We start from the raw sequence: 25,073 nt of genomic DNA on the forward strand, positions 1-25,073 counted from the left end.
TGTTGGCAGCAGGTTCCGTGCCAGGTGAATTGAGCAAGACACAAGGCCGCAAAGCGGCCCCTGGCTCTACAGGTCGCTCAGCATCAGTTGCAGCGCATCGAAAGCTCGCCAGAGATGCTTGCGCTGCTCAATGTCGAGGGGGATGTAGCGGCGAAACGCGGGCACCCGATTGACCACCTCGCTGGCGCCCATATGCTCCAGGGTTACCTGCCACTGACCGTCGCGGCACTCGATGGCCAGGCGCTTGAAATCCAGCGGCATCAATACAGCCTGAGCACGCCCGAGGCGCTCGCGCAGCGCTTCGAACAGCACCTGATCGCCGCCCCGCAGGCGGCATGCCAGCCCCGTTCGGCGCAACGCCCCGGTATGGTGCAGTTCCACCCGCACCGCGCCCTGCCCCAAGGCAGGCACCTGCAGGATGAACTCGCACAGCACCAGATGCATCAGCAGATGGCTCTCAGTGCGCTCGCGCACTTCGATCCGAGGGCCATCTTCACGGTAGGTAAACGATGCTGCGGATTGCAAATCCGTCAATCCCAGGTTTCGCCACACCCGCTGCAAGGTCGCCCCAGGCCGATAACCGGCCGGGGTGCGTGGGCCGGTCAGGCGTTCAAGCCAGCTTGCCGACATGGCGCACCTGCTCGTGGTGAGAATGACCGGGTTCGGCGGCGAACTCCTTCTCCAGCACGTCCTCGACCCGCGCCGGGCGGAACGGGTTGACCTTCTGCACACACAGCGTCCAGAACAGCGCGTAGGCCGCGGTGGCGCCGAGCATCACGGCGAACGGCACGTAGACATCGGCCGGGTTCATGCCCGGCGGGGTGATGAACCACATGCCCAGCAGGATGCCGATGCTGGAGACGATCTGCGGCAGCGGGAACCACGGCGAGCGGTAGGCGCGGGGCAGGTCCGGCCGGCGGATGCGCAGGATCACCACCGACAGGGTCACCAGCAGGTACGCGGTGCTCCAGGCGCACACCGCCGCCAGCACCAGGTGCAGGATATTGTCGGTGTTGCCGCCCAGGTACCAGGCGTGCAGGCACGGGATCAGCGCCACCACCAGGATGCACAGCAACGGCGTCTTGAACCGTGGGTGCAGGTAGGTGAACACCTTGGGCAGCGCCCCGTCCACCGCCATGCCGTAGAGAATCCGCGGCACCCCGGCCATCAGCGTGTTGATGGTGGCGGCGCCGGCGAACAGGAAGCCGATGCCCAGCCACACCGGGCCGATATCGCCCATCACCTGCTCGGCGAAACGCGGGATGGCCATGGGCGTGTCCAGCAGGTGCACGCCGCTGGCGGCGTCAAGCACGACGTTCTCCACCTGGCGCTTCATCGCCGCGCCGTAGATGAACATGCAGCTGGCCACGCCGAACAAACCCAGGGCCATGGCCTTGGGCATGACCCAGGCCGAGCGGCGCAGTTCCGGGGCCAGCGGGGTGACGAATTCGCAACCGACGAACATGAACATGGCCATGCCCACCAGCGACAGAATGGTCATCAGGTCGGTGCCGACCAGCGACACGCCGAACGGCCCTTCCAGCTCCACGGCGGGCGCCGCGATCAGGCCAAGCACGCCAAACACCATCAGCGTGGTCCACATGCCGAAGGTCAGCACCACTTCGGCGCGGCCAAAAGCGCTCACGCCGAAAGCGTTGAGCACGCCGAACACCAGCACGAAGCCCACGCCCAGCAACCACGAACCACCGGCCGACTCGGCCAGGGTGTTGAGGTGCTCGAAGTTCACCAGGGCCATGACCCCGGAGAGGATGGTCTCGGCGGTGCCGGCGAACACATGCACGATCAGGTACGCCGACAGAGTGCCGGTGATGGCGAAGAAACGGCCCAGGCCGCAGTTGATGTAGTCGTAGACGGAGCCGGTGGTCGGCAGGATCGCCGCCGCCTCGGCGAAGGTGGTCGACTGCGCCAGCATCATCACCGCGGCGATCACCATGGCCACGGCGAAGGCGCTGCCGCCGATGCCGAAGCCCATGGTCGCGGTGAGGATCACGGGGCTGGCCATGATCAGGCCGACGGTGCTGGCCAGCGCGGTGGGGAAGCCGACGCTGCCACGGTTGAGGTGCTCGGTGAGCTTATTGTTGATTGTCATGGGTGGGCCCTGGGTGGACGAGGGAAAGATTCTTCCCTGTCACTTTGCGGCCTGCACCCGGGCGGGTCTTGCCACTGCCTGCCGCAGGGCTTGATCCGTGTTGCCAGGTGCTTGGCGATAGTCTTGCAGCGCTCTTGAGATCGAGCGCCGCGCGGGCGGCACTCGATCTCACAGGCACTGCAACTCTAGTGTCGAATACCTCGAACCAATTACCCCTGTGCGCAACGGTCCATCACCCCATGCGGCAGAACCCTGGAATAGGCCCCCTGGTGATAAAGCAGCGGTGCATGCCCCAGGTCGTCGAACGCCAGCACCCGGCCAATGAGAATCCAGTGATCACCGCCATCGATCTGCTGGAACTTCTCGCAACGAAAACGCGCCGAACAGCCCGGCAACAGGGGCGCGCCGCCCTCGCCGGTCTCATGCTCGATACCGGCGAAGCGGTCTTCGCTGGGGCGGGCGAAGGTGTTGGACAGGTCGATCTGGTCGGCGGCCAGCACGTTCACGGCGAAGTGCCCGGCGGCCTCGAACACCGCATGGCTGCCGGAGCGCTTGTCGATGCTCCAGAGCACCAGCGGCGGGTCGAGGGATACCGAGTTGAAGCTGTTGGCGGTGACCCCGACCTTGCGCCCCGAGGCGTCGGCGGCGGTGATCACGGTAACGCCGGTGGCAAAGTTGCCAAGGGCGCGGCGGAAGGCGCGGCTATCGAAGGGAGTGGACATGCAAGGCTCCATCATTGTTGTTGGGCTAGGCTGGGGCGCCAGCCATGTTCATTGGCTGAAGCTCAGGTCATCGCTGGATCCGGCTCCAGCCCCATCAGCTCGCGCCCGAGGATCTGCGCGCAGACGTCGTAGTCGGTGTAGGCATGCGCGCCGGTCATGTGCGCATCGCGAAACAGCCGCTGCAGCTCGTTGCCATCGAACCAGGCACCGCCGCCGGCCGCCTCCATCAGCCGATCCACGGCCTGGATGCACAGCTTGACCGCATAGCCCTGGTTGGTGCGCCAGTACGTAAGCTCGGTGCGCGTCGGGTATTGGTGCCGGGCGCTGTACTCGGCGATCTGCTCCCAGCTTTTCTCCAGCAGCGCCCGCGCCGCGGCGACCTGGTGGGTGGACTCGGCCAGGCGCATCAGCGCCGGGGTGGCCGCGCCGACGGCGGCGCCGGTGTAGGCGCGCACGCGGTTGCGGGTCTTGTCCCTGAAGACCTCGAGCATGCGCTCGGCGATGCCCAGGCTGACCGTGGAGAACCCGCTGGCGAAGTACGGCCGGTAGGGGTTGAAGTAGATCGCGCTGTCCGGGTACAGCCCGAAGCCCGCCGACTGGCCCTCCATCATGTCCCTGGCCTTCTGGATACGGTGTTCGGGCACGAAGGCGCGCTCGACGATCAACGTGCGGCTGCCACTGGCGCGCATGCCGGCGGCGAACCAGTCGTCGCGGATCTGGTAGTCGCTGCGCGGCAGCACGGCGAAGCAGTAGTCCTGGCCGCCCTCAGGGTTGGCCCGGCGAAAGCCCATGATCGCCCACTCGGCGTGGTCGCAGCCGCTGCTCCAGCCCATCTCGCCGCTGAACAGCACGCCGCCCTCGACCTCCTCGGTGCGACCGAACGGGGCGATGCTGCTGCTGGCGGTGGCGTCCGGGTCACGACCCCAGATCTCGTCCTGCAAGCGTGCCGGGAACATCGCCAGCTGATGGCTGTGGGTGCACAGCAGGCTCATAGCCCAGGCGGTGCTGGCGCAGGCGCCGGCCAGCGCGGCGATGCATTCGGCGAACTGTGGCAGGCTTATTTCCAGGCCGCCGTAATGCCTGGGCAGGAAGGCCTTGTGCAGGCCAATGGCCTTGAGCGCGGCGATATTCTCGACGGGCACGCTGCGCTCGCGCTCGGCCTGGTCGGCGCGAGCGGCGATGGCCGGCAGCAGGGGCTTGAGGTCTTCGAGCAGGGAATTTGGCTTTTTCATGGTCTGGCTCATTGTTATTGGACCCTGGCGAACGCTGCCCGGAATGGGCCGCTCGCTGATGAATGCCGGGTCAGTATGGGAGCCGTGGCCGAGGCGGAAAATGCAACTTCCGCACCTCGGATTGCACTTTTCGTGGCACCTGGCAGGCAGGGTCATGGGGGCGGCATGGGCAGACAAGATCACCAGCGTGTCGCGCTTTAATCTGGGGGAAATCAGGCCGCAACAAGGCCCATCGCGGGGCAAGCCCGCTCCCACGAAGCCCTCGGCAAACCACCCGGAGCCCTGCCATGAGCGACATCGCCCTCCTCCCCAGCGTCAGCGCCTTCCTGGCCCGCGACCACGGTCTGTACATCCATGGCACATCGGTCGCCAGCCAATCCACCGCCCGCATCACCGTGCACAACCCGGCCAACGGTGAAGCCATCGCCCAGGTCGCCGACGCCAACCTGGCCGACGTCGAACGCGCCGTCGAATCGTCCCGCCAAGGCTTTGCCAGCTGGTCGCGCACCAGCCCCGCCGCCCGCGCCGCGGTGTTGTTCCGCCTCGCCGACCTGCTCGAGGCCAACCGCGAGGAGCTGGCCCAGCTGGAGACCCTGCAGTCGGGCAAGCTGATCGGCATCGCCCGCGCCTTCGAGGTGGAACAGGCCGCGCACTTCCTGCGCTATTACGCCGGCTGGGCCACCAAGATCACCGGCCAGACCATCAGCCCATCCCTGCCCTCCATCGCCGGCGAACGCTACAGCGCCTTCACCCTGCGCGAGCCGGTGGGCGTGGTGGTGGGCATCGTGCCATGGAACTTCGCCACCATGATTGCCCTGTGGAAGCTGGCCTCGGCCCTGACCACCGGCTGCAGCATCGTGCTCAAGCCCAGCGAGTTCACCCCGCTGACCCTGCTGCGCATCGCCGAGCTGGCCAGCGAGGCCGGCCTGCCGCCGGGCGCGCTCAACGTGCTGACCGGCGCCGGCCAGGTGGGCAAGGCGCTGGTCGAGCACCCTGGCACCGACAAGGTGTCGTTCACCGGCTCCGTGCCCACCGGTATCGCGGTCGGCCAGGCGGCCATGGGCGCCAAGCTGACCCGGGCGACCCTGGAGCTGGGCGGCAAGAACGCGGTGGCGTTCCTGCCCGACGTCGCCGTCGACAAGGCGGTGGACGGCATCATCGAGGCCGGTTTCCTGCACTCCGGGCAAATCTGCGCCGCCGGCGAGCGCTTCTACGTCCATCGCTCACGCCTCGATCCGCTGCTCGAGGCCCTGTCCCAACGCCTGGGCCAGCTGAAGATCGGTTCGCCGCTGGACGAAACCACCCAGTTCGGCCCGGTGGCCAACAAACCACACCAGCAAAAGCTCGGCGAGCTGTTCGCCACCGCCCGTGCCGAGGGCAACCGTATCATCCATGGCGGACGCCTCGGCGAAGGTCCGGGCTGCTTCGTCGAGCCCACGGTCATCCTTGCCAACAACGCAGGTGACACCCTGCTCAACCAGGAAACCTTCGGCCCGGTGGCGACCTTCCTGCCCTATGATCATGAAGACGAACTGATCCAGCTGATGAACGCCTCACCCTACGGCCTGAGCGCGAGCCTGTGGACCAACGACCTGGGCAAGGCCATGCGCCTGATCCCGCAAATCCAGGCCGGGACGCTATGGGTCAACATGCACACCCTGCTCGACCCGGCGGTGCCGTTCGGCGGCATCAAGGCCTCGGGTATCGGCCGCGAGTTCGGCTCGGCGTTCATCGACGACTTCACCGAGCTGAAGTCGGTGATGATCCGCTACTGATCATGGCCAGTGCCAACCACGACCTGGGCCGCTACTGCCTGCAGGCTTTCAGCCAGCAGGTGCCGGCCTCGCTGGCGGCGTTCTACCGCATCGATGCCGGGCAGCAGGCCTGCGACTTCCTGTTGCAGGACCTGCAGGCACCGATGCATGCCCGCTACCTCGAGCACTACCGGGCTTTCGACCCGCTGCAGCCCGGACGCTGCCTGGCCATCGGCCGCCCGGTGGTGTCGCTGCGCCAGGGCCTGGCCCGCCTGCCCGAAGCCCAGGGCCAGACCTACCGGCGGTTCCTCACGCAGCATCAGGTGGTGGACGTGGTCGAGATCATCGCCCAGGCCGATGGCCGCCCCGTGGCCGGCGTCTCGCTGCTGCGCTGCGCCAGCCTCGGTGAGTTTCGCGGCGACGAACTCGAACGCCTGCTGCCCCTGCACGGGCTGATGCAGCTCGCCGTGGCCAGCCAGCCGCTGGCGTGCGCCCCCGCGTCCGTCGAACTGACGCCACGGGAACGGCAGATCGCCGAGCTGCTGCGCCAGGGCAGCAGCAACAAGCTGATCGCCCGCGCCCTGGGCGTCGGCCTGCCGACGGTCAAGACCCACCTGATCAACCTGTTCCGCAAACTCGGCGTGCGCAACCGCACCGAGCTGGTGGCCAGCCTCTACCTGTGACTCAACCTTCCGGTTGATACCGTCGCCCGACGCGCCGTTGCACCCTGTGGCCACCCCAACCACAGGAGTCACCGCCATGCCCAATACCGCCGACTGGATCACCGTGGGCGCCCTCGCCGACGGCTTCGCGCCCGAAGCCTTCATCCTGCCGCAACTGGCCGACCTGTCCGGGCGCACGCTTACCCTGCACTTCGCCAATGGCTGGGTCATCGAACACCGCTTCGACAGCGAGCGCCTGCACTGGCGCGCCGCGGACGGCCACAGCAGCGGCAGCGCCGGCTACCGGGCGACTTCGGTACGCCCCGGCATCTACCTGGTCGACTTCATCAAGCACGAGGCCGGCCAGGCCTGGTCGGTGTCGCTGGTGCTCGACACCCTAGAGCACGCCTTCACCGCCGTGCTCGGGCGCCTGCCCGACCAGGCCCGGACTCAGCGCGGCCTGTATGCCCTGGCCCTGGCCGGCGAAGCGCTGACTGGCGTCGAGGCCAGCTTCCTGCACGGCAGCCTCGACCACCCCTGGCAGGCCGGTGCCTGTCCCCACGCGCCGACCACCGAGCTGGTCGGCCTGCGCAACCACTACCGCTACAGCCCCACCGAGGAGTACGAGCACATCTACCTCAATGCCAACTACTACAGCTGGCAATGCCTCAAGGGCGTCGAGCAGGGGCTGTGCGACACCGACCGGGCGTACTACTACAAGATCGCCGAGCAGCTGTACCTGTTCGTCTGGTGCGAGAAGATCGTGCCCACCCTGGGCCTGGTGATGATCGACCTGGCGCGCCACCGCAGCGACGGCAAGATCTTCGGCTACCAGGGTGGCGGCTTCGATGCGCTGGCCAACTTCCCGGTGTCGTCCCACTGCCGGGTGCTCAATCGCACGGAGCATGCGCAGTGAACCGCAGCGTGCTGATTACCGGGGCCGGCAGCGGCATCGGTGAAGCCTGCGCCCTGCGCCTGGCCCGCCAGGGCTGGCGGGTGGCGCTGGTGGGCCGCCGCCGTGAAGCGCTGGAGCGCGTCGCGCAGTTGTGCAATGGCCTGGTGCTGGCCGGCGACGCCGCCGACAGCGCCACCTGGGCAGGTGTCATCGAGCAGGTTCGCGCCCGCTTCGGCGGTCTCGACGCGGTGATCGCCTGCGCCGGCGGCCATGGCCTCGGGCGGGCCGAGCAAACCAGCGACGAGGCCTGGCGCGAGGCCCTGCGCGGCAACCTCGACAGCGCCTTCCACACTGCCCGGGCCTGCCTGCCGTTGCTGCGCGAGCGGCGCGGCAGCCTGGTGCTGCTGGGCTCCATTGCCTCGCTGGCGGCCGGTCCCGAGGTCTGCGGCTACACCACCGCCAAGCACGCCCTGGTCGGCCTGACCCGCTCGCTGGCTCGCGACTACGGCCCGTTCGGCGTACGGGTCAACTGCGTCTGCCCAGGCTGGGTGCGCACGCCCATGGCCGACCAGGAAATGCAGCCAGTGATGGATCACTACCAGGAAGACCTCGACGCCGCCTACCGCCGCGTCACCGCCGACGTGCCGCTGCGCCGCCCGGCCGGCAGCGACGAGATCGCCGCCGTGTGCCAGTTCCTGGTCGGCGTTGAGGCCAGCATCGTCACCGGCGCGGTGATCACCGCCGATGGCGGTGCGACCGTGGTCGACGTGCCGACCCTGGCCTATACCCGCCTGGAGCCGTCGGCATGAACGCGCGCTACGACTTCCAAGGCCGCACGGTGCTGGTCACCGGCGCGGCGGGCGGCATCGGCCAGGCCATCGTCGAGGGTTTCGCCCGTGGCGGCGCCCGGGTGCTGGCGCTGGACCTCGACCCGCAGGCGTTGCAGCGCCTGGTCGAGGCCCAACTGGCGTTGGGCCACGAGGTGCGTGGGGAGATGCTCGACCTGGCCGACCCCGGCGCGATCCGCGCCTTGCTGGCCGGGCTGGAACGCCTGGATGTGCTGGTACACAACGCTGCGTACTTTCCACTCACCCCATTCACCGAGATCGACCCGGCCCTGCTGCAGCGCACCCTGGCGGTGAACCTGGAGGCATTGTTCTGGCTCACCCAGGGCGCCCTGCCGCTGTTCCGCCGCCAGGGTGGCGGATGCGTGCTGGCCACCTCGTCGGTGACCGGGCCCCGGGTCGCCTACCCGGGCCTGAGCCATTACGCAGCGTCCAAGGCCGGGGTCAATGGCCTCATTCGCAACGCCGCGCTGGAACTGGCGCCGTTCAACGTGCGGGTCAACGGCGTGGAACCGGGGATGGTGCGCACACCGGCCATGGACAACCTCGGCGATGCCACCCTCAACGCCCGGATCGCCGCCGGCGTGCCCCTGGGACGGCTGGGCGAGCCGGCCGATATCGCCGCGGCGATGCTGTTCCTGGCCTCTGACGCTGCCCGCTACATCACCGGCCAGACCCTGGTGGTCGACGGCGGCGCCACCTTGCCGGAAACCGCCGCGCGCCTGTGATGGCGGCGACAGGCAAGGCCGCTGGCAGCCACGAGCAAGACCACCGCCAGCGTTCCACGCGCTAATAGCCCGTCACCTTTCGACACTGCCTCCACAACGACGCGGCACCCAAGACCGCACACAACAAACGAGGATCGATCCATGCGTCTCACCCCACGTCGCACCGCAATGGCCACCGCCCTGGCCCTGCTGGTCCATGGCCAGGCCAGCCCGGCCTACGAGCTGTACGCCGACGACGACAGCCACCTGAACGCCGACCTGCTCGCGGTCTGGGGCATGTTCAACAGCCGCCACAACTACGACGGCACTCCCGGCGGCTCGACCTGGCGCGAGGGCTTCATCAAGTACGGCCTCAGCGGCGACCAGGGCCTGGGCGGCAACGGCTCGCTGTACGGTGCCCTCAACTGGGTCAGCTCCGGCGCCTGGGGCGACGGCGACGCCGGCGGTAACCAGGACGGCTCCGAACGCACCACCAAGATCGAGGACGCCTACCTGGGCTGGCGCTCGGGCGACCTGTTCCCGCTGCTGGGCAAGGATGGCGTGGACCTGTCCGGCGGCCGCCAGGTGATCCGCCTGGGCAGCGGCTTCCTGATCAACGACGACGGCCCCAACCTGGGCAAGGGCCCGGCCGATGGCCAGCTCAACCGCGGCGGCGGCTTCTACCTGGGCGCGCGCAACGCCTTCGACCGTACCGCTGTGCTGCGCCTGGGCGGCAAGGAGGGGCTGCATGGCAGCGTGCTGTGGCTTAAGTCCGACAACCGCGCCCAAGCCGAAACCGAGCTGGCGGCCGGCACCCTGGACTACACCCATGACCTGGGCACCCTGGGCCTGACCTATATCCACGGCATCGACGTGACCGACCAGTGGGCCAGCGAATTCCAGAAGGCCCGTGAAGGCATGGATGTCTACAGCCTGCGCGGCGAAGGTGGCGTCGGGCTGGAAAACACCCGCTTTGCCTTCGAGTATGCCTGGCAGGACACGCGCGGCGGCCGCGAGACCGCCTGGTTCGCCGAGGCCAGCCATACCTTCGCCGAGGCCCCGTGGGCACCGCAGCTGACCTACCGCTACACCCGCTATTCGGCGGGCTGGGACCTGCTGTTCACCGGCCTGTCCAGCGGCTACGGCACCTGGATCCAGGGCGAGGTCGCCGGCAACTATTCCGGGCCGTTCAACACCAACAGCGGCATCCACCATGTGGGCCTGAAGGCCACGCCACGGGACGACCTCACGGTCGGTGCGCTGTTCTTCGACTTCGACACCGTGCGCAGCCGCGACACCCTGAAGCTGGATGCCCAGGAGCTGGACCTGTATGTGGAGTGGGCGGTCAACGAGCACCTGGTCGTCACCCCGCTGCTGGGGCTGTTCAAGCCGCGCAAGGATCAAAGCAATGGCGGCAACCAGGTGGGGAGCGGGACCAACGTTTACAGCCAGCTGACGGTGGCGGTACCGTTCTGAGTCATCGCGGGGCAAGCCCGCTCCCACGCCGAGCTGGGCATCAGGCTCAAGGCGTGGGAGTGGGCTTGCCCCGCGATGAGGGCCTGTCAGCCCAACAGAAGGCGCAGGTCTGCACCCGCTTCAGCCAACGGCGGGCACCAGTAGTACCCCCCCGTCAATGGCCGGCTGAAGCGGTACAGGCCATCGACCACACCATCCTCGAGCCCGCTCATGCGCCGCAGCTGTACCTCGAAGGCATCCAGCGAGAAGCCCAGGGCGACGAACGCCAGGCCTGCGCCACGCTCGTCGGTCCAGGCCACCGAGCGACGCACCATGAACGCCTCCGGCGCGAAGCTTTCCTGGGCGGTGCGCTTGACGTGGGCCGACTCGGGCGCGTCGTCGAGCTCTTCGTTGTCACTCAGGCGGCGACCGATGATGTTGTCCTGCTCAGCCTGGGGCAGCGACTTGAAGTACTCCAGGTCGTGCTTCCACAGCTGGAACGCGGCGAAACTGGAGCCCGCCAATCCAGGCTGATCGCCCGGCACGATGGCGGCGGCGACGGCGTCTTCGTCCACCGGGTTTTCGGTGCCGTCTTCATAGCCGGTCAAGTCATGGCCGCCGCGGTGCAGGAAACCATCGACGCTGTCGACCAGGCGCAGCGCCGGAGCCAGCGCCTGCTGCAGGGCCTGGGCGCGCAGGAACAGCTCGCCGCGCTCGGCGCCGCGCAGCCACAGCCACAGGGCGTGCTGGGTCGCCGGGTTCTCCACCATCGCATCCAGTTGCGGGAAGCTGCGCAGGCCCGGCACTTCGCGGCCCAGGGCCTTGGCCAGCGGCGCGCCGATGCCCAGGATCAGGCGCTGCCCATCGACCTGCGGCAACAGCTGGTCGAGGACGGCGGGCAAGGCCTCGAGCGAATCGAGGGCGAAGAACAGGTGACGGGCATGGGCCGGCACCGGGGTGGCAAGCAGACCTGGCTGGAACGGCATGACAGGCGAATCCTCGGCAAAAGCGCGAATGCTACTGCGCCGGGCGATGCATCGCAACGCGACACAGGGCCGCTCGCCCCGGTAACAATCGGTTACCAAGGCGCGCCGTTTGCGATTAGCTATCGTTGCGCCACCCCCTACACTCCTCGGAATCCTTCGCCCGAGAGACCGCCCATGACCGCCTCCCCGCTGCTCACCGCCCTCCTGCCGCTGGCCCTGGGCATCATCATGCTCGGTCTGGGCCTGTCACTGACCCTGGCCGACTTCGCCCGGGTGGTGAAGTACCCCAAACCGGTGGTGATCGGCCTGGTCTGCCAGATCCTGCTGCTGCCGCTGGTGTGCTTCCTGATCGCCAACGGCTTCGGCCTCGAATCGGCACTGGCGGTCGGCCTGATGCTGCTGGCCGCCTCTCCGGGCGGCACCACCGCCAACCTGTTCAGCCACCTGGCCCATGGCGACGTGGCGCTGAACATCACCCTGACGGCGGTCAACTCGCTGATCGCCATCCTGACCATGCCGCTGCTGGTTAACCTGTCGCTGATCTGGTTCATGGAATCGGACCAGGCCATCCCGCTGCAGTTCGCCAAGGTCATGCAGGTGTTCGCCATCGTCCTGCTGCCGGTGGCGCTGGGCATGCTGATCCGCCATTGGGCGCCGCGTTTCGCCGCGCGCATGGAAAAACCGATGAAGATCGTCGCGGCGCTGTTCCTGGCCTTCACCATCGTCCTGGCCCTGGCCAAGGACTGGCAGACCGTGGTCGAGTACGCGCCGATCGTCGGTGGCGCCGCGCTGCTGTTCAACCTGCTCAGCCTCGCGGTGGGCTACTGGGTGCCGCGCCTGCTGAGCATCCCGAAACGCCAGGCGATTGCCATCGGCATGGAGATCGGCATCCACAACGGCACCCTGGCGATTGCCCTGGCCCTGAGCCCGACGCTGCTCAACAACGCGACCATGGCGGTGCCGGCAGCGATCTACAGCCTGATCATGTTCTTCACGGCGGCGGGGTTTGGCTGGTGGGTGAGTCGAGGGCATCGTCGCGAGGACGTCGCGGTCGAGACCGTCAATTGAAAACATCGCGGGGCATCAGCCCCGCCGCCGCTTCAGCTGTTGCTTCAGCACCCGCAAGGGCGGCGCGTAGAAGAACCCGAACGACACGCTGCCCTGGCGCCCCTTCACCGCATGGTGCAGGCGGTGCGCCCGGTACAGGCGCTTGAGATAGCGGTTGACCGGCTTTGGCGCGCGGGGCCAATGCCGGTGGAAGAAGCCGTCGTGGGCCAGCACATAGGCCACGCCATACCCCGCCACCCCGGCGCCGACCCACTGCAACGGCGCATGCCCGGCCTTGCCCAGGGCCACCAGCGCCGTGGCGATCAAGCCCAGGGCCAACAGGTAAAGGTCGTTGGTCTCCAGCATGCCCAGCTGCGGCTCGTGGTGCGAGCGGTGCAGCCACCAGCCCCAGCCGTGCATGACGTACTTGTGGGCCAGCGTGCCGACGCCCTCCATGGCCACCAGGGTGGCGAACAGCACGGCGAGATTGAACAACATGGATCGGTCCGGGGGTTTGGCAACGAAAGGCGCAAGGGTACCATTGCCGCCAGGTCATTCGGAGGGATTTTCCATGAAGGATGTGCACACCTCGGCCAGCACCGGTTTCAGCCGTCAGTCGAGCAACTACGAGCAGGGCCGGCCCGACTACCCGGTCGCCTTGCAGGGCTGGCTGCGCGACACGCTTGGCATCGACGCAGGTACCCCGGTGCTCGACCTGGGCGCCGGCACCGGCAAGTTCACCCGCCTGCTTACCGCCCTGGCGCCGCGCCTGACGGCAGTGGAGCCGGTGGCCGCCATGCGTGAGCGATTCCACGAGCGACTCCCCGAGGTTCCCGTGCTCGAAGGCACCGCCCAGCATATCCCACTGGCCGACGCCAGCCAGCAGGTGCTGGTCTGCGCCCAGGCCTTCCACTGGTTCGCCGATGCCGCCGCCCTGCGCGAGATGCACCGGGTACTGGCGCCGGGCGGGCGCCTGGGGCTGATCTGGAACGTGCGCGACGAAACGGTCGACTGGGTGGCGCGGATCACCGAGATCATCACCCCCTACGAGGGCGACACCCCGCGTTTCCACACGGGTCGCTGGCGCGACGCCTTCGCGGGCAGCCGCTTCAGCGCGCCGCAACTGACCACCCTGCCCCACGTCCATGAAGGCAACCCGCAGACGGTGATCCTCGAGCGCCTGCGCTCGGTCAGCTTCATCGCCGCCCTACCCCAGGCCGAGCAGGACAGGGTCATGGCCCGGTTGCAAGACCTGGTCGACAACCACCCGGCGCTCAAGGGCCGCGAGCGCGTTGCCTTCCCGTACCAGACCCAGGCCTACGTCTGCCAACGCCTGGCGTAATGCAATTGTCATGATTCATGCCTTGACCCTGCACGGGTCAAGGCGTATGGTCCGCCGCGCATTCAAGCATCCCCCACACAGGAGTCCCCTGCATTGGACAGTAGCCCCAGTCGATTGCGACAGGCCCACACGGCGAGCTAGTCCGGCAGCGTTCCTGCCACTGTCTCGCCGCATCCGGTAGACGGTGGTTTCCTTCAGCCCAGCGTGGCTGAACATTCCTCCTTCTTTTCCAGCCCTGCCACGTGGCATGGCGCGTGGTCCTGCGCATTCCTCGCTTTCATTCGCGCCGCCCTCGGTCGGCGCTCGTGCGGGCCATCGCCCGCGGAACGGAGTTCGCTATGGATTGGAAAATCTTTCTGCTGCGCGTCAGCGTGGCCCTGCTGCTCGGTGCCCTGATCGGTGCCGAGCGTCAACTGCGCCAGCGCCTGACGGGCCTGCGCACCAACGCCCTGGTCAGCACCGGCGCCTGCCTGTTCGTGCTGGTGACCCAGGCCGTGCCGGGCATGGCGCCCACCGATGCCTCGCGCATCGCCGCCTATGTGGTGTCGGGCATCGGCTTTCTCGGCGGTGGCGTGATCATGCGCGACGGTTTCAATGTACGCGGCCTGAACACCGCCGCCACCCTCTGGTGCACCGCCGCGGTCGGCGTGTTGTGCAGCCTCGGCTTGCTGCTGGAGGCCTCCCTGGGCAGCCTGGTGGTGCTGTGCGCCAACATCCTGCTGCGCGACCTCGCCCAGCGCCTGGACCGCCAGGACGTGGTGCCGGCCAGCGAGGTCGAGCAGCGCTACGAGGTGCGCATCGTCTGCCGCGCCGAGGACGAGATCCAGGTACGCAGCCTGATGCTGCACAGCCTCAGCGACCCAGGCCTGCGCCTGCAGTCACTGCACAGCGAGGACCTGCCCGACCCGGCACGCCTGGAAGTGCGCGCCGAACTGCTCGGCACGCCGCAGGCGCCGACCCAGCTGGAGCGTCTGGTCGGGCGGGTGAGCCTGGAGAAAGGTGTCAGCGCCGTGCGCTGGCAGTTGCAGGCCCTGGGTCTGCCCACTGACTAAACGTCGTCACGCACGTGCCGTTCGCGCAGTTCCTGGCGCTCCTTGGCCTCGACGCACAGGGTCGCGGTGGGCCGCAGCAGCAGGCGGCGCAGGCCGATCGGTTCACCGGTCTCCTCGCACCAGCCATAATCGCCACGGGCCAGGCGCTCCAGCGCCTGGTCGATCTTGTCCAGCAGCTTCTTCTCCCGCTCCAGCGAGCGCAGTTGCCAGTGGCGTTCCTCCTCGGCACTGCCGATGTCGGCGGGGTCGCTGTGCACTTCCTGTTCGCGCAGGGCGCGGAACTCCTGCTCGATGCGCGTCTGCAGCTCGCCGCGCTGGGTCAGCAGCAGGTTGCGGAAGAACTGGCGCTGGGGTTCGTTCATGTAGGCAGTGGCGGGTTGTTGCAGCAGTTGCTCTTCAGTCATGGGGGTCACTCCGGGACACTGGGGGCGCCTTGCGGCCTTTTCGCGGCATGAGGCCATTTCTACGGGATCTGGGGGATTCAGCGGTCGAACATCAAGGGCAAGCCCTGGCATTGGTCACGTACCCTCCCCTGGTGCCAGGCCAACTGCCCGGACACCACCGTGCTGCGCACCACATGGTGGAAGGCGCGCTGCTGGAACGGCGTCCAGCCGCAGTGCGCCAGGATCGGATCGTCAGCGACGGCCCGTGGGCTGGCCAGGCGCTCGACGATGGCGAAGTCCGCCCAATACCCCTCGCGCAGGAAACCGCGTTCGCGAATGGCGAACAGTTCGGCCACCGCGTGGCTGGTCTTGTTCACCACCTGGGCCATGCTCAGCACCCCTTCGCTGACCAGCTCCAGCGCCGCCGGCAAGGCATGCTGCACCAGCGGCAGGCCCGATGGCGCGCGGGTATACACGCGGCGCTTTTCCTCCAAAGTGTGCGGCGCATGGTCGGTGCCGATCACATCGATGCGGTCGCGGGCCAGGGCGTTGCGCAGGGCATCGCGGTCGGTACCGGTCTTGATCGCAGGGTTGCACTTGATCAGGTGACCGAGGCTGGCATAGTCGCTGTCGTCGAACAGCAGGTGGTGCAGGCACACCTCGGCGGTGATGTGCTTGCCGCTCACCGGGCCCGGCGTGAACAGCGCCAGCTCGCGCACCGTGCTCAGGTGCAGCACGTGCAGGCGCGTGCCGAAGCGCCGGGCCAGCTCCACCGCCAGGCTCGAGGAGCGGAAGCAGGCGTCGGCGTCGCGGATCAGCGGGTGTGCGGCGGGGGGAATGAACTCACCATGGCGGGCCCGCCACCAGCCCTCGTTCTCGAGGATGCTCGGAGTGTGCTCGCAGTGGGCCAGGACGAGGGTCGGCGCATAGACGAAGAGCTTTTCCAGTACCTGCGGGTCATCCACCAGCATGTCGCCCGTGGAGGCGCCCATGAACACCTTGATCCCGGCCACTTCGCGCGGATCGAGGGCAGCGATGGTGTCCAGGTTGTCGCGGCTCACGCCGAAATGGAAGCCGTAGTTGGCCCGCGAACTCGCCGCCGCCCGCCGCTTCTTGTCGGCCAGCGCTTCCAAGGTCAGGGTCGGCGGGTTGGTGTTGGGCATGTCCATGTAGCTGGTGATGCCCCCGGCCACCGCCGCCCGCGACTCGCTGGCGATGCTGCCCTTGTGCGGCGCCCCCGGCTCGCGAAAATGCACTTGGTCGTCGATCATCCCCGGCAACAGCCAGGCGCCCTTGGCATCGATCTCCAGCGTCGCCCGGGCATTGTCGAGGCTGCCGGCGATCCGCTCGATGCGCCCGTGGCGCACCAGCAGGTCGCCTTCGAACTCGCGCCCTTCATTGACCAGCCGTGCGTTGCGCACCAGCAATGTGTCCATGTTCAGAACTCGTTCTGCAGAGCCTTGTAGCCCTGGACCAGGTCGATGTTGGTGCGCGCCACGTCCTCGGAGAACTCCGAGGCCGACACGCTGACCGGCGGGTAACGCTCCAGGTCGGTGTGCGGGCCAATGTGCTCGGTGGGCGGCACATAGAAGCGCGGCGGCAGGTCGCGGCCATCGACCACCGAGTTGTGCCGCACCACGCTGCCGTCGCCGACCTTGCAGTTGAACAGCACGCTGTTGAAGCCGATGAACACCCGGTCACCGACCTCGCACGGGCCATGCACGATGGAGCGGTGGGCGATCGAGCTGTACTGGCCGATGCGCACCGCCGCGCCGGACTTGGAGTGGATCACCACGCCGTCCTGGATATTGGAGTTGGCACCGATGACGATCGGCTGCATGTCGCCGCTGCCATCCACCTCGTCGGCGCGGATCACCGCGTAGGGGCCGACGAACACGTTGTCATGGATGATCACCTTGCCGCAAATGATGGCGGTGTGGTCGATATAGGCCGATTCAGCAATTTGCGGGAGATGGCCGGAGGGGTTTCTGCGGATCACGGTAAGAGCTCTGCAAGGAAGGAAGAGCATAAATGTTACGTTATAACATTTACAATGCAACACCTCCTCACGCCGATCTGGCAAACTCCGTCTACCTGCGCGACAACGCGCGGGCGCATTATCGCACCTACAGGTCCTGATCCCCCATGCGTATCCGCCCCACCCTCGTCAGCGACATCCCCCTGCTCCCCGCCCTGGAACGTTCCGCGGCCCAGGCTTTCCGGCAAATGCCACACCTGGCCTGGCTGGCCGACAGCGATGTACTGGGCGAAGTCGAGCACCTGGCGTTCGTCGCCGAGGGCGGCAGTTGGGTTGCCGTGGATGACCAGGACCTACTGCTGGGTTTTCTCTGCGCCAGCACCACCGGCGACGCCCTGCACATTCACGAACTGTCGGTCCGCCAGCAAGCCCAGGGCCAGGGCCTGGGCCGCGCCCTGCTGGACCAGGCGCGTGCGGCCGCGCGCCGGAATGGCTTGCCCTGGCTGACCCTGACCACCTTCGACGATGTCCCCTGGAATGCCCCGTTCTACGCCCGCTATGGCTTCGAGCGCATCCCGGCGTCGCAGCTCGATACACGGCTGCAAGGCATCCTCGCCGGCGAACTGGCCCATGGCCTGGGCAACCGCTGCGCCATGCGCCTGTCGCTCGGCGTTTGAGCGATGTTTTCATCCAACCGGCCATTGACGTAGAGTCGGATCACCCGCGGTAACGGACAACCCGATGGACAAGTACGCCCCCCGCCAGTGGCTCCCCCACGAGAAGCCCACCCTGCCCGGCTCGCCCTCGACGCCGCTGCACGCCCCGGCCAAGCGCCTGGCCTACGGTTTGGTCGGCCTGCTGGTGGCCATCACCGGCGGCCTGGGCAACGCCCTGGTGGTTGCCAACCTGCCGTTCCTGCAGGGCGCGCTGGGGGCCACCAGCGCTGAAATGGCCTGGTTGCCGGCCGCCTTCGTGATGACCAACGTGTCGATGAACCTGCTGCTGGTAAAGTTCCGCCAGGAGTTCGGCCTGCGCGCGTTCACCGAGGTGTTCCTGATGCTTTATGCCCTGGTCACCCTCGCCCACCTGTTCGTCAACGACCTCAACTCGGCCATCGCCGTGCGCGCCGCCCACGGCATGGTCGGCGCCGCGCTGAATTCGCTGGGCCTGTACTACATGATCCAGGCCTTCCCCGCGCAGTGGCGGCTCAAGGCGATGGTCCTGGGTTTGGGCGCCTCGCAGCTGGCGGTGCCACTGGCCCGGGTATTCTCCGAAGACCTGCTGCAGATCGCCGAGTGGCGCGGACTGTACCTGTTCGAGCTGGGCCTGGCCCTGACCGCGCTGGGCTGCGTGCTGCTGCTCAAACTGCCCCCCGGTGATCGCTTCAAGACCTTCGAACCCCTGGATTTCCTCACCTTCACCCTGATGGCCAGCGGCACCGCCCTGCTCTGCGCGGCGCTGTCGCTGGGACGCATCGACTGGTGGCTGGACGCGCCGTGGATCGGCGTAGCCCTGGCCGCCGCCATCGCCCTGATCCTCTCGGGCCTGGCCATCGAGCACAACCGCAGCAACCCGTTGCTGATGACCCGCTGGCTGGGCAGCGGCGCGATCATCCGCCTGGCCCTGTGCGTGGTCCTGATCCGCATGGTGATCTCCGAGCAGTCCACCGGCGCCGTGGGGTTTCTCCAGGCGCTGAACATGGGCAACGAGCAGATGCGCGCGCTGTACGCGGTGATGCTGTTGGGCGCGGTCACCGGGCTGGCCACCAGCGCCCTGACCATCAACCCCCAGCACCTGGTGCTGCCGCTGTTCATCTCCCTGGCCGCCATGGCCACCGGCGCCTTCATGGACAGCACCTCGAGCAACCTGACCCGTCCGGCGCAGATGTACCTCAGCCAGTTCCTGCTGGCCTTCGGCAGCACCTTCTTCGTCGGCCCGTCGATGGCGCTGGGCATCGGCCATGTGCGCGCCAACCCGCGCAACCTGGTGAGCTTCTCGGTGCTGTTCGGTATCTGCAACAACCTCGGCGGACTGATTGGCTCGGCGTTGCTGGGCACCTTCCAGACCGTGCGCGAGAAGTTTCATTCCAGCCAGTTGATGGACCGCCTGAGCGCCCTGGAACCCCTGGTCAGCGCCCGCGTGCAGGGCGGTGGCGCCGGTTACGCCGGGGTATTGGCCGACCCGGCGCTGCGCAACGAGGCCGGCATGCGCCTGCTGGCCAACGCCGCGACCCGCGAGGCCAACGTGCTGGCCTACAACGATGTGTTCATGCTGATCGGTACCATCGCTATCCTGACCATGATCTGGATCTTCATTCGCAGCCTGTACCTGCGCTACAGCCACTCCACCAGCGGTGCTTCGAGCCGATGACCCAAGAGACGCCAACGACCACCACCACCGCCCTCGCCGAAACCCCGGAAGGCACGCCGCCGCCCAGCGAACCGACCAGCCCGGCGCGCACCCGGCGGGTGCGCCTGCTGTCGTCGCTGAGCTTCGCCGCCGTGGCCCTGGCCGGTATCCTGCTGGTGCTCTACGCCTGGCGCCTGCCACCGTTCAGCAGCGCCATCGAGAGCACCGAGAACGCCCTGGTGCGCGGCCAGGTGACGATCATCGGGCCACAGCTGGGCGGCTATATCGTCGAGGTGCCGGTGCACGACTTCCAGTTCGTCAAGCAGGGCGACCTTCTGGTACGCCTGGACGACCGCATCTACACCCAGCGCCTGGCCCAGTCCATCGCCCAGCTCAAACAGCAGGAAGCGGCGCTGGCCAACAACCTGCAGCAACGCAACAGCGCCGAGGCCGGCATCGCCCAGCGCCAGGCCGCGATCAGCGACGCGGCAGCCCAGGCCGACAAGGCCAAGGCCGACCTGCAGCGCAACCAGGCGCTGGTCAGCGATGGCTCGGTGTCACGCCGCGAACTGGACCTGAGCCGCGCCAGCCATGCCGCCGCCGTCGCCAGCCTGGCCCAGGCCAGGGCCGCGCTGGAAATCGCCCGCCAGGACCGCGAGACGGTGATCGTCAACCGCGCTGCGTTGCAGGCTTCGGTGGAGAATGCCAGGGCTGCCGTGGAGCTGGCCCGAATCGACCTGGACAACACCCGGGTCAAGGCGCCGCGCGACGGCCAGCTGGGGCAGATCGGCACCCGCCTGGGCGCCTACGTCAACCCCGGCGCGCAGTTGATGGCGCTGGTGCCGGACACCCTGTGGGTGATCGCCAACCTGAAGGAAACGCAGATGGCCAACGTGCGCATCGGCCAACCCGCCACCTTCACCGTCGATGCGCTCAACCACCTGAAGCTGCGTGGCCATGTGCAGCAGATCTCGCCGGCCACCGGCTCGGAATTCGCCCTGTTGCAGGCCGACAACGCGACCGGCAATTTCGTCAAGATCGCCCAGCGCATCCCGGTACGGATCACCGTCGATGACGACCAGCCCGAGGCCAGGCAACTGCGGCCGGGGATGTCGGTGGTGGTGAGTATCGATACCCAGGAGCACTGAAATGCAGCGACACGGTCGGTCATGACGATCGCAGTTGGCGATCCTGCAACCAGGGGCCTGCCCAAGCTGCCTCCTCCAAACGTTCAAACACCCTGGATACTACGCTGAAACAAGCCCCTAACGAGATACCCTCCAAGCTCTCCTCTACGCGCCTCCAGTCACCGTGCGCAAAGGCGTTGCGAATGCTGCGAAAGTCAGCAAGGATAGCCAGCCATTCACTGTCGAGGTTGAATTCCAGTCCACGCTGAGTCAGATCCTGTAATAGGAACTCAATTTTACTTAGCCCTTTTTGCGGTTTTCGGCAAACGTCACCATACAAATCGTTCGTCACCTGCTTCAACGCCCACTCGACAAAGCTACAGAGCAATACCAAGGCTGTCGCCCTGGCGATCACGCTGAGGTTGTCATCCCAGTTTCGGATTTCATCGTCGAGGTAGTCCAGCTCGGCGGCATCCGCATCAGCACTCGCAAGGGCTTCTGCTTGCTGACTGAGCAATTCGGCATTGCGCTGTTCGCCCGCCAACAACTGGTGAAAACAATAGTCATTAAGCTGGGCTAATTTGTCGAAAAGGGAAAAGAATGTTTGGGAAAAATAGGTAGACTGATAAATATAGCTACCGTCTGCCAGCACTTCACCGTTTTCACCCAACGCCTCGCCGCGTGCCCAGTAAAGCGCGTGCCTTGTGGCAATGTCGATTTCGTCAATCATGCACCGAGCCCGTCACGGATGACCGGTGGCGTGATGAACATTTCAAGGTTATGGAGAGTACCTTGCATCGAACGAATGAACTCGCTCAGCTCTATCTCCCACCAAGTGCCCCACATGTCATCTGACAATGAACAAACCTCCAACGCCGCGCCATCGGGATATGGCGTATCGTCCCAGAGCTCTCTAATTGATTTCTGCGCTCCGGACTTGAGCCCGTAGACATACACTTTCAAAAGCGGCGTAGACGCCTCTAGCCTGGTGGGATCCGGTTGCACATTGCCATGCCGATTGGCCTTGACCAATAAGGGGTCGGCCAACACTCTAAACTGGATGGCAACCTGCTGCTGGTCATCGGTACGCGTATAAACGAAGTTGGCGTTCAGCAATGGCAAAAAATCCCACGCCCACTTCGAGGCAGGCGAAGTGTAAGAGATACACGGGCGATCAAAGTCAATCGGATTCCAATGCCAAAAATTAGCACCACACCTTGTCGCGAGGCTGTCCAATGCCATTAGAAGCCGTTGATAATAACCCGCCAGTAACCGATGAGCGTCCTGCACTGTCTTGACCAAAGACAAGGCATCATTTGAAGTCAAATCCATCTCCCACTTCCTTTGCATGATTATTAATTACAGCCGCTGCACTCACACACATTGACGGAGGAATTCAAAGGGAAGGCCAGCATTCCAAAGTATGAAGCGCGCTTCGCAGATCGCCGATCTTGCCAACCGATGGGAGCAAGTCTGTAAACGGTAGCGGCTGGACATTCATCCCGAACAGACTGAACGCCTGAAGCCACTCCTCGTAGACTCTTGCATCACGCAGTTGGAGCAGGGGCTTGTGTGCTAAAAGGCCGAGGTGAAGATCGCGCCACTCTCGGCCAACCACACGCACGGAGAGATCAGTAAATTCTGCCTCCAAGGTGGCCGCCCAGCTTTTCCACTGAGCAGGGTTGTTACCCAGTGCCAGCAACACTGTCTGCTTGGGATCATTTTCTTGAGCAAGAAACGCCTGGAGTTCTTCCCGCCACTGTGGCAGTGATTGTTTTCCGCCAGCAGGTGGCTTGACTTCGACCAGAACCCTGCAGCGCGGGTACTCGATGACGACATCCGGCTCTACAAAGGATCTGCCCTCTTTCTCGAGTTTCGGCCAGAACACGATGTCATCCAACGGCCCCAAGGCCGCAGCAATATCCGGCCCCAGCAGAAGGCTGGTTACATTGGCTTGAGCCTCATCCGAAAGATACGGCATGCGGCCGAACAGGACAGCCGTCAATAAATCTTCCCGTTGACGAAACACTTCACGCCAGCTCACAGAACGCCCATCAAGCGCCACGCGTCCCGCTTTACCATGCAATATTGCCGTCAGCATGTTGATTCCTATTGATGCACTATTCTCTGCGCGACGACAAGGGAGAAACCTTGGACAACGAGCCGACGTCAACTTAAGGAGCCGATACTACACCGAAAGGCTTCGAGTAGCTGTTGTGCATCGACCTCTGTGTACTCAGAACCGCTCGGCCACCATCTTGAACGGATACGGCTGCGCCTTGTACTTGTCGATCTTGCCGCGCTTGGGCAGCTCCACCTTGTGCGCCTTGCCAAGTTCCTTGTACGGGATCTGCTGCAACAGGTGGCTGATGATGTTCAGCCGCGCCTTGCGCTTGTCCTGCGAACGCGCCATGTACCACGGTGCCCAGGATGAGTCGGAGGCGGCGAACATGTCATCGCGGGCACGGGTGTAGTCGTCCCAGCGGGTGTAGGACTTGACGTCCATCGGCGACAGTTTCCACAGTTTGCGACCGTCGCTGATGCGGTCCTGCAGGCGGCGGGTCTGTTCCTCGGCGCTGACTTCGAGCCAGTACTTGATGAGGATGATCCCCGACTCGACCATCATCCGCTCGAACATCGGCACCACGGTGAGGAACTTGTGGGCCTGCTCGTCGCTGCAAAAGCCCATCACCCGTTCCACCCCGGCGCGGTTGTACCAGCTGCGGTCGAAGATCACCACCTCGCCCGCCGCCGGCAGGTGGGTCAGGTAGCGCTGCGCGTACATCTAGGTCTTCTCGCGCTCGGTGGGCGCCGGCAGCGCCACCACGCGGAACACCCGCGGGCTCACGCGTTCGGTGATGGCCTTGATGGTGCCGCCCTTGCCGGCGCCATCACGGCCCTCGAAGACGATACACACCTTCAGGCCCTTCTCCACCACCCACTGCTGGAGCTTGACCAGCTCGACGTGCAGCCGCCGTAGCTGCGCCTCGTAGGTCTTGCGCCCGAGTTTCTCCGTGGCGTCACCCTTGCGTTTCTTCCTCTCGCCCTTGGCCATCGGCGGCTCCTCTGTGCTCGTTGCAGGTCTGTCCGTTGACGGCTGCCCGAAGGTGCCGGAGCGGACCCGAGGAGTATGGATGAGCGTCGCCATTTTGCCGGAACTGGCGCCGCACTGGCGTTGCCAAACAGCGCACAGCGCCAAGGATATGTCGTCTTGCCACGATTGCGAGGGCTCTGGCCCGCGGGTTCTAATCCCGTACCAGCCGGCCCGGCCGGCGCGCAACCCTGCAATTGGCAACTCAAGGAAGCCTTACGATGGACAGGAAGATCATCCCGCTGGCCCTGCTGGCGACCCTGGTCGGCTGCTCGGACGGCCAACAGCCCCACGAAGCCGAGCTGCGCCAGGCCGCCCAGGCCTACCTCGACACCCGGTACCCGCACTGTTTCGTGATCAGCGCCTTCCCCACCCGCACCCGTGACTTCGATGTGGAGGGCACCAACAAGGCCTTGCACGCCCTGGCCCGGGTCGGGGTGGTCAGCGAGCGGGAAGTCGCCCGTACGGAGGTGCCGGAGCGCCTGTGGCAACCAGCGCGCACTGACATCTACTACGCCTATGACCTGACCGACGAGGGCCGGCGTTACTACAAGGCCGACGCCCGGCCCAGGGCGAACGGCGCCAGCACTGGCGGGCTGTGCTTCGGCAAGGCACGAGTCACCGCCGTCAAGGGCTTCAGCGCACCTGTCGAGCACAATGGCCGACGGCAGTCCCAGGTGACCTACAGCTACCAGGTCACCGAGCTGCCGGTGTGGGCCAGTGACGCAGCGGTCCAGGCCGACATCGCCGGGCTTGGGCAGGCGGCGGGCAGCTCGGCCAAACCGCTGGAGGAAACCCGATCCATGGTGCTCACGGCTCAGGGCTGGGTGCACGAGCAGCTGCTGGCCAACTGAACGGGGTGTGTTAATCCTGGGAAAATCCGTGGCCTCCATTCTTGCCTCGATCCGGCTGCCAGGGTGGCCGGTTTCAAGGTCAATCAATGGAGGTTTTCCGGTGAACAAATCCTTAGCATCTGTGCTCGCGCTTTTAGTAATGATCTGGGCGGGTTCGGCTTTTGCGGAAGGTGGTGCTGATCGTCTCAAGGAACGGAGCGATCAGTGGGCGCTGCAGCGGCAGCAGGCTGAGCAGGTTGCCCAGGGGGGCGTGCCCTTGTCGGATCAGTCGCGGGGTGGGCAGCAGCAGGGGGTTGGGAGTGACGATAAGCCTTCCAGTTGATTAGGTTCGGGTTCGGGTTTCAGGGTGTGGGTTTTTAGTTTTTTATGCGCATTCGTAGAATATAACGACATTTAGTCACCTTTCCGCCCTTACGGCGGGTTACTTTGGTCTTGGCCAAAGTAACCAAAGCCGCCCCGCTCCGTTCATCCGGCCCCTGCGC

At 66.1% G+C, this 25,073-nt stretch carries 24 protein-coding genes and 2 pseudogenes; 13 read left to right on the forward strand and 13 right to left on the reverse strand.

The window, feature by feature from the left end:
• Positions 1-66: 66 nt before the first annotated feature.
• The 4 genes and pseudogenes from ACVWZ5_RS21810 to ACVWZ5_RS21825 all read right to left on the reverse strand — a co-directional run bounded on the left by ACVWZ5_RS21810 (position 67) and on the right by ACVWZ5_RS21825 (position 4,064).
• The gene (locus ACVWZ5_RS21810) at positions 67-630 is read right to left on the reverse strand and encodes a DUF3156 family protein (protein ID WP_457340844.1); all 564 of its coding nucleotides are present in this window, start codon (positions 628-630) and stop codon (positions 67-69) included.
• The gene (locus ACVWZ5_RS21815) at positions 611-2,110 is read right to left on the reverse strand and encodes an APC family permease (protein WP_062573976.1); all 1,500 of its coding nucleotides are present in this window, start codon (positions 2,108-2,110) and stop codon (positions 611-613) included. Before ACVWZ5_RS21815 ends, ACVWZ5_RS21810 begins: the two co-directional genes overlap by 20 nt.
• Before the next feature lie 212 nt (positions 2,111-2,322).
• Positions 2,323-2,832, reverse strand: a pseudogene (locus ACVWZ5_RS21820) (flavin reductase family protein); the annotation flags it as partial.
• A gap of 62 nt (positions 2,833-2,894) precedes the next feature.
• Positions 2,895-4,064, reverse strand: coding sequence for a p-hydroxyphenylacetate 3-hydroxylase oxygenase component (locus tag ACVWZ5_RS21825; RefSeq protein WP_028688782.1), 1,170 nt, complete (start codon positions 4,062-4,064; stop codon positions 2,895-2,897).
• A gap of 287 nt (positions 4,065-4,351) precedes the next feature.
• Here ACVWZ5_RS21825 and ACVWZ5_RS21830 point away from each other — a divergent pair, with 287 nt between their 5' ends.
• From ACVWZ5_RS21830 to ACVWZ5_RS21855, 6 genes are all read left to right on the forward strand, one after another.
• Positions 4,352-5,839, forward strand: a complete 1,488-nt coding sequence (locus tag ACVWZ5_RS21830) for an aldehyde dehydrogenase family protein (RefSeq protein WP_457340845.1) — start codon at positions 4,352-4,354, stop codon at positions 5,837-5,839.
• Entirely contained in the window at positions 5,839-6,501 is a 663-nt protein-coding gene (locus ACVWZ5_RS21835) for a helix-turn-helix transcriptional regulator (RefSeq protein ID WP_253249263.1), read from the forward strand. Before ACVWZ5_RS21830 ends, ACVWZ5_RS21835 begins: the two co-directional genes overlap by 1 nt.
• A 76-nt stretch (positions 6,502-6,577) precedes the next feature.
• A complete protein-coding gene (locus tag ACVWZ5_RS21840) occupies positions 6,578-7,396 on the forward strand; it encodes a molybdenum cofactor biosynthesis F family protein (RefSeq protein WP_084942315.1) in 819 nt (272 codons plus the stop codon).
• Positions 7,393-8,184, forward strand: a complete 792-nt coding sequence (locus ACVWZ5_RS21845; RefSeq protein WP_301141784.1) for an SDR family NAD(P)-dependent oxidoreductase — start codon at positions 7,393-7,395, stop codon at positions 8,182-8,184. The genes ACVWZ5_RS21840 and ACVWZ5_RS21845 overlap by 4 nt, the downstream gene beginning before the upstream one ends.
• The gene (locus ACVWZ5_RS21850) at positions 8,181-8,948 is read left to right on the forward strand and encodes an SDR family oxidoreductase (RefSeq protein WP_457340846.1); all 768 of its coding nucleotides are present in this window, start codon (positions 8,181-8,183) and stop codon (positions 8,946-8,948) included. Before ACVWZ5_RS21845 ends, ACVWZ5_RS21850 begins: the two co-directional genes overlap by 4 nt.
• 168 nt (positions 8,949-9,116) lie before the next feature.
• On the forward strand, positions 9,117-10,403 hold the full coding sequence (locus ACVWZ5_RS21855) for an alginate export family protein (protein ID WP_253249264.1): 1,287 nt from the start codon (positions 9,117-9,119) through the stop codon (positions 10,401-10,403).
• Between the two features lie 86 nt (positions 10,404-10,489).
• Here ACVWZ5_RS21855 and ACVWZ5_RS21860 read toward each other — a convergent pair whose 3' ends face one another.
• Positions 10,490-11,368: a Dyp-type peroxidase gene (locus ACVWZ5_RS21860; RefSeq protein ID WP_084942318.1), complete on the reverse strand. Its 879-nt coding sequence runs from the start codon at positions 11,366-11,368 to the stop codon at positions 10,490-10,492.
• A 174-nt stretch (positions 11,369-11,542) separates the two neighbouring features.
• On the opposite strand from ACVWZ5_RS21860, the gene ACVWZ5_RS21865 reads away from it, so the two are divergent.
• The gene (locus tag ACVWZ5_RS21865) at positions 11,543-12,436 is read left to right on the forward strand and encodes a bile acid:sodium symporter family protein (protein ID WP_062573968.1); all 894 of its coding nucleotides are present in this window, start codon (positions 11,543-11,545) and stop codon (positions 12,434-12,436) included.
• Between the two features lie 15 nt (positions 12,437-12,451).
• Here the strand turns inward: ACVWZ5_RS21865 and ACVWZ5_RS21870 are convergent, their stop codons facing one another.
• The gene (locus ACVWZ5_RS21870; protein WP_084942319.1) at positions 12,452-12,913 is read right to left on the reverse strand and encodes a sterol desaturase family protein; all 462 of its coding nucleotides are present in this window, start codon (positions 12,911-12,913) and stop codon (positions 12,452-12,454) included.
• Between the two features lie 73 nt (positions 12,914-12,986).
• On the opposite strand from ACVWZ5_RS21870, the gene ACVWZ5_RS21875 reads away from it, so the two are divergent.
• Positions 12,987-13,757, forward strand: a complete 771-nt coding sequence (locus ACVWZ5_RS21875) for a class I SAM-dependent methyltransferase (RefSeq protein WP_062573966.1) — start codon at positions 12,987-12,989, stop codon at positions 13,755-13,757.
• 338 nt (positions 13,758-14,095) lie between these two features.
• Positions 14,096-14,809 (forward strand): MgtC/SapB family protein, encoded by a 714-nt coding sequence (locus ACVWZ5_RS21880; RefSeq protein ID WP_084942320.1) that lies wholly within the window; start codon positions 14,096-14,098, stop codon positions 14,807-14,809.
• On the opposite strand, the gene dksA is transcribed toward ACVWZ5_RS21880, so the two are convergent.
• The 3 genes from dksA to ACVWZ5_RS21895 form a co-directional block, all read right to left on the reverse strand.
• A complete protein-coding gene (dksA, locus tag ACVWZ5_RS21885; RefSeq protein ID WP_028688769.1) occupies positions 14,806-15,213 on the reverse strand; it encodes an RNA polymerase-binding protein DksA in 408 nt (135 codons plus the stop codon). The two genes, ACVWZ5_RS21880 and dksA, sit on opposite strands and share 4 nt — an antisense overlap.
• A 77-nt stretch (positions 15,214-15,290) precedes the next feature.
• The gene (locus ACVWZ5_RS21890) at positions 15,291-16,628 is read right to left on the reverse strand and encodes a dihydroorotase (protein ID WP_084942321.1); all 1,338 of its coding nucleotides are present in this window, start codon (positions 16,626-16,628) and stop codon (positions 15,291-15,293) included.
• Positions 16,629-16,630: 2 nt separating this feature from the next.
• Positions 16,631-17,191, reverse strand: a complete 561-nt coding sequence (locus ACVWZ5_RS21895; RefSeq protein ID WP_062362175.1) for a gamma carbonic anhydrase family protein — start codon at positions 17,189-17,191, stop codon at positions 16,631-16,633.
• Positions 17,192-17,337: 146 nt separating this feature from the next.
• Between ACVWZ5_RS21895 and ACVWZ5_RS21900 the strand changes: the two genes are divergently transcribed.
• The 3 genes from ACVWZ5_RS21900 (at position 17,338) to ACVWZ5_RS21910 (ending at position 20,667) form a co-directional block, all read left to right on the forward strand.
• Positions 17,338-17,847, forward strand: a complete 510-nt coding sequence (locus tag ACVWZ5_RS21900) for a GNAT family N-acetyltransferase (RefSeq protein WP_062573964.1) — start codon at positions 17,338-17,340, stop codon at positions 17,845-17,847.
• 64 nt (positions 17,848-17,911) lie between these two features.
• Complete coding sequence (locus ACVWZ5_RS21905) at positions 17,912-19,540, forward strand: MFS transporter (RefSeq protein ID WP_280070598.1); 1,629 nt, start codon at positions 17,912-17,914, stop codon at positions 19,538-19,540.
• Positions 19,537-20,667, forward strand: coding sequence for an HlyD family secretion protein (locus tag ACVWZ5_RS21910; protein WP_457340847.1), 1,131 nt, complete (start codon positions 19,537-19,539; stop codon positions 20,665-20,667). Before ACVWZ5_RS21905 ends, ACVWZ5_RS21910 begins: the two co-directional genes overlap by 4 nt.
• A gap of 19 nt (positions 20,668-20,686) precedes the next feature.
• Here the strand turns inward: ACVWZ5_RS21910 and ACVWZ5_RS21915 are convergent, their stop codons facing one another.
• The 4 genes and pseudogenes from ACVWZ5_RS21915 to ppk2 all read right to left on the reverse strand — a co-directional run bounded on the left by ACVWZ5_RS21915 (position 20,687) and on the right by ppk2 (position 23,701).
• Positions 20,687-21,376, reverse strand: a complete 690-nt coding sequence (locus tag ACVWZ5_RS21915; protein WP_457340848.1) for a hypothetical protein — start codon at positions 21,374-21,376, stop codon at positions 20,687-20,689.
• Complete coding sequence (locus ACVWZ5_RS21920) at positions 21,373-21,978, reverse strand: hypothetical protein (protein ID WP_280080850.1); 606 nt, start codon at positions 21,976-21,978, stop codon at positions 21,373-21,375. The genes ACVWZ5_RS21915 and ACVWZ5_RS21920 overlap by 4 nt, the downstream gene beginning before the upstream one ends.
• A gap of 64 nt (positions 21,979-22,042) precedes the next feature.
• Complete coding sequence (locus ACVWZ5_RS21925) at positions 22,043-22,747, reverse strand: hypothetical protein (protein WP_457340849.1); 705 nt, start codon at positions 22,745-22,747, stop codon at positions 22,043-22,045.
• Positions 22,748-22,882: 135 nt separating this feature from the next.
• A pseudogene (gene ppk2 / locus ACVWZ5_RS21930) lies at positions 22,883-23,701 on the reverse strand (polyphosphate kinase 2).
• A 257-nt stretch (positions 23,702-23,958) separates the two neighbouring features.
• On the opposite strand from ppk2, the gene ACVWZ5_RS21935 reads away from it, so the two are divergent.
• The gene (locus tag ACVWZ5_RS21935; RefSeq protein WP_062573960.1) at positions 23,959-24,591 is read left to right on the forward strand and encodes a hypothetical protein; all 633 of its coding nucleotides are present in this window, start codon (positions 23,959-23,961) and stop codon (positions 24,589-24,591) included.
• The last annotated feature ends 482 nt before the right edge of the window (positions 24,592-25,073 follow it).

Source organism: Pseudomonas sp. TE6283 (assembly GCF_054060555.1).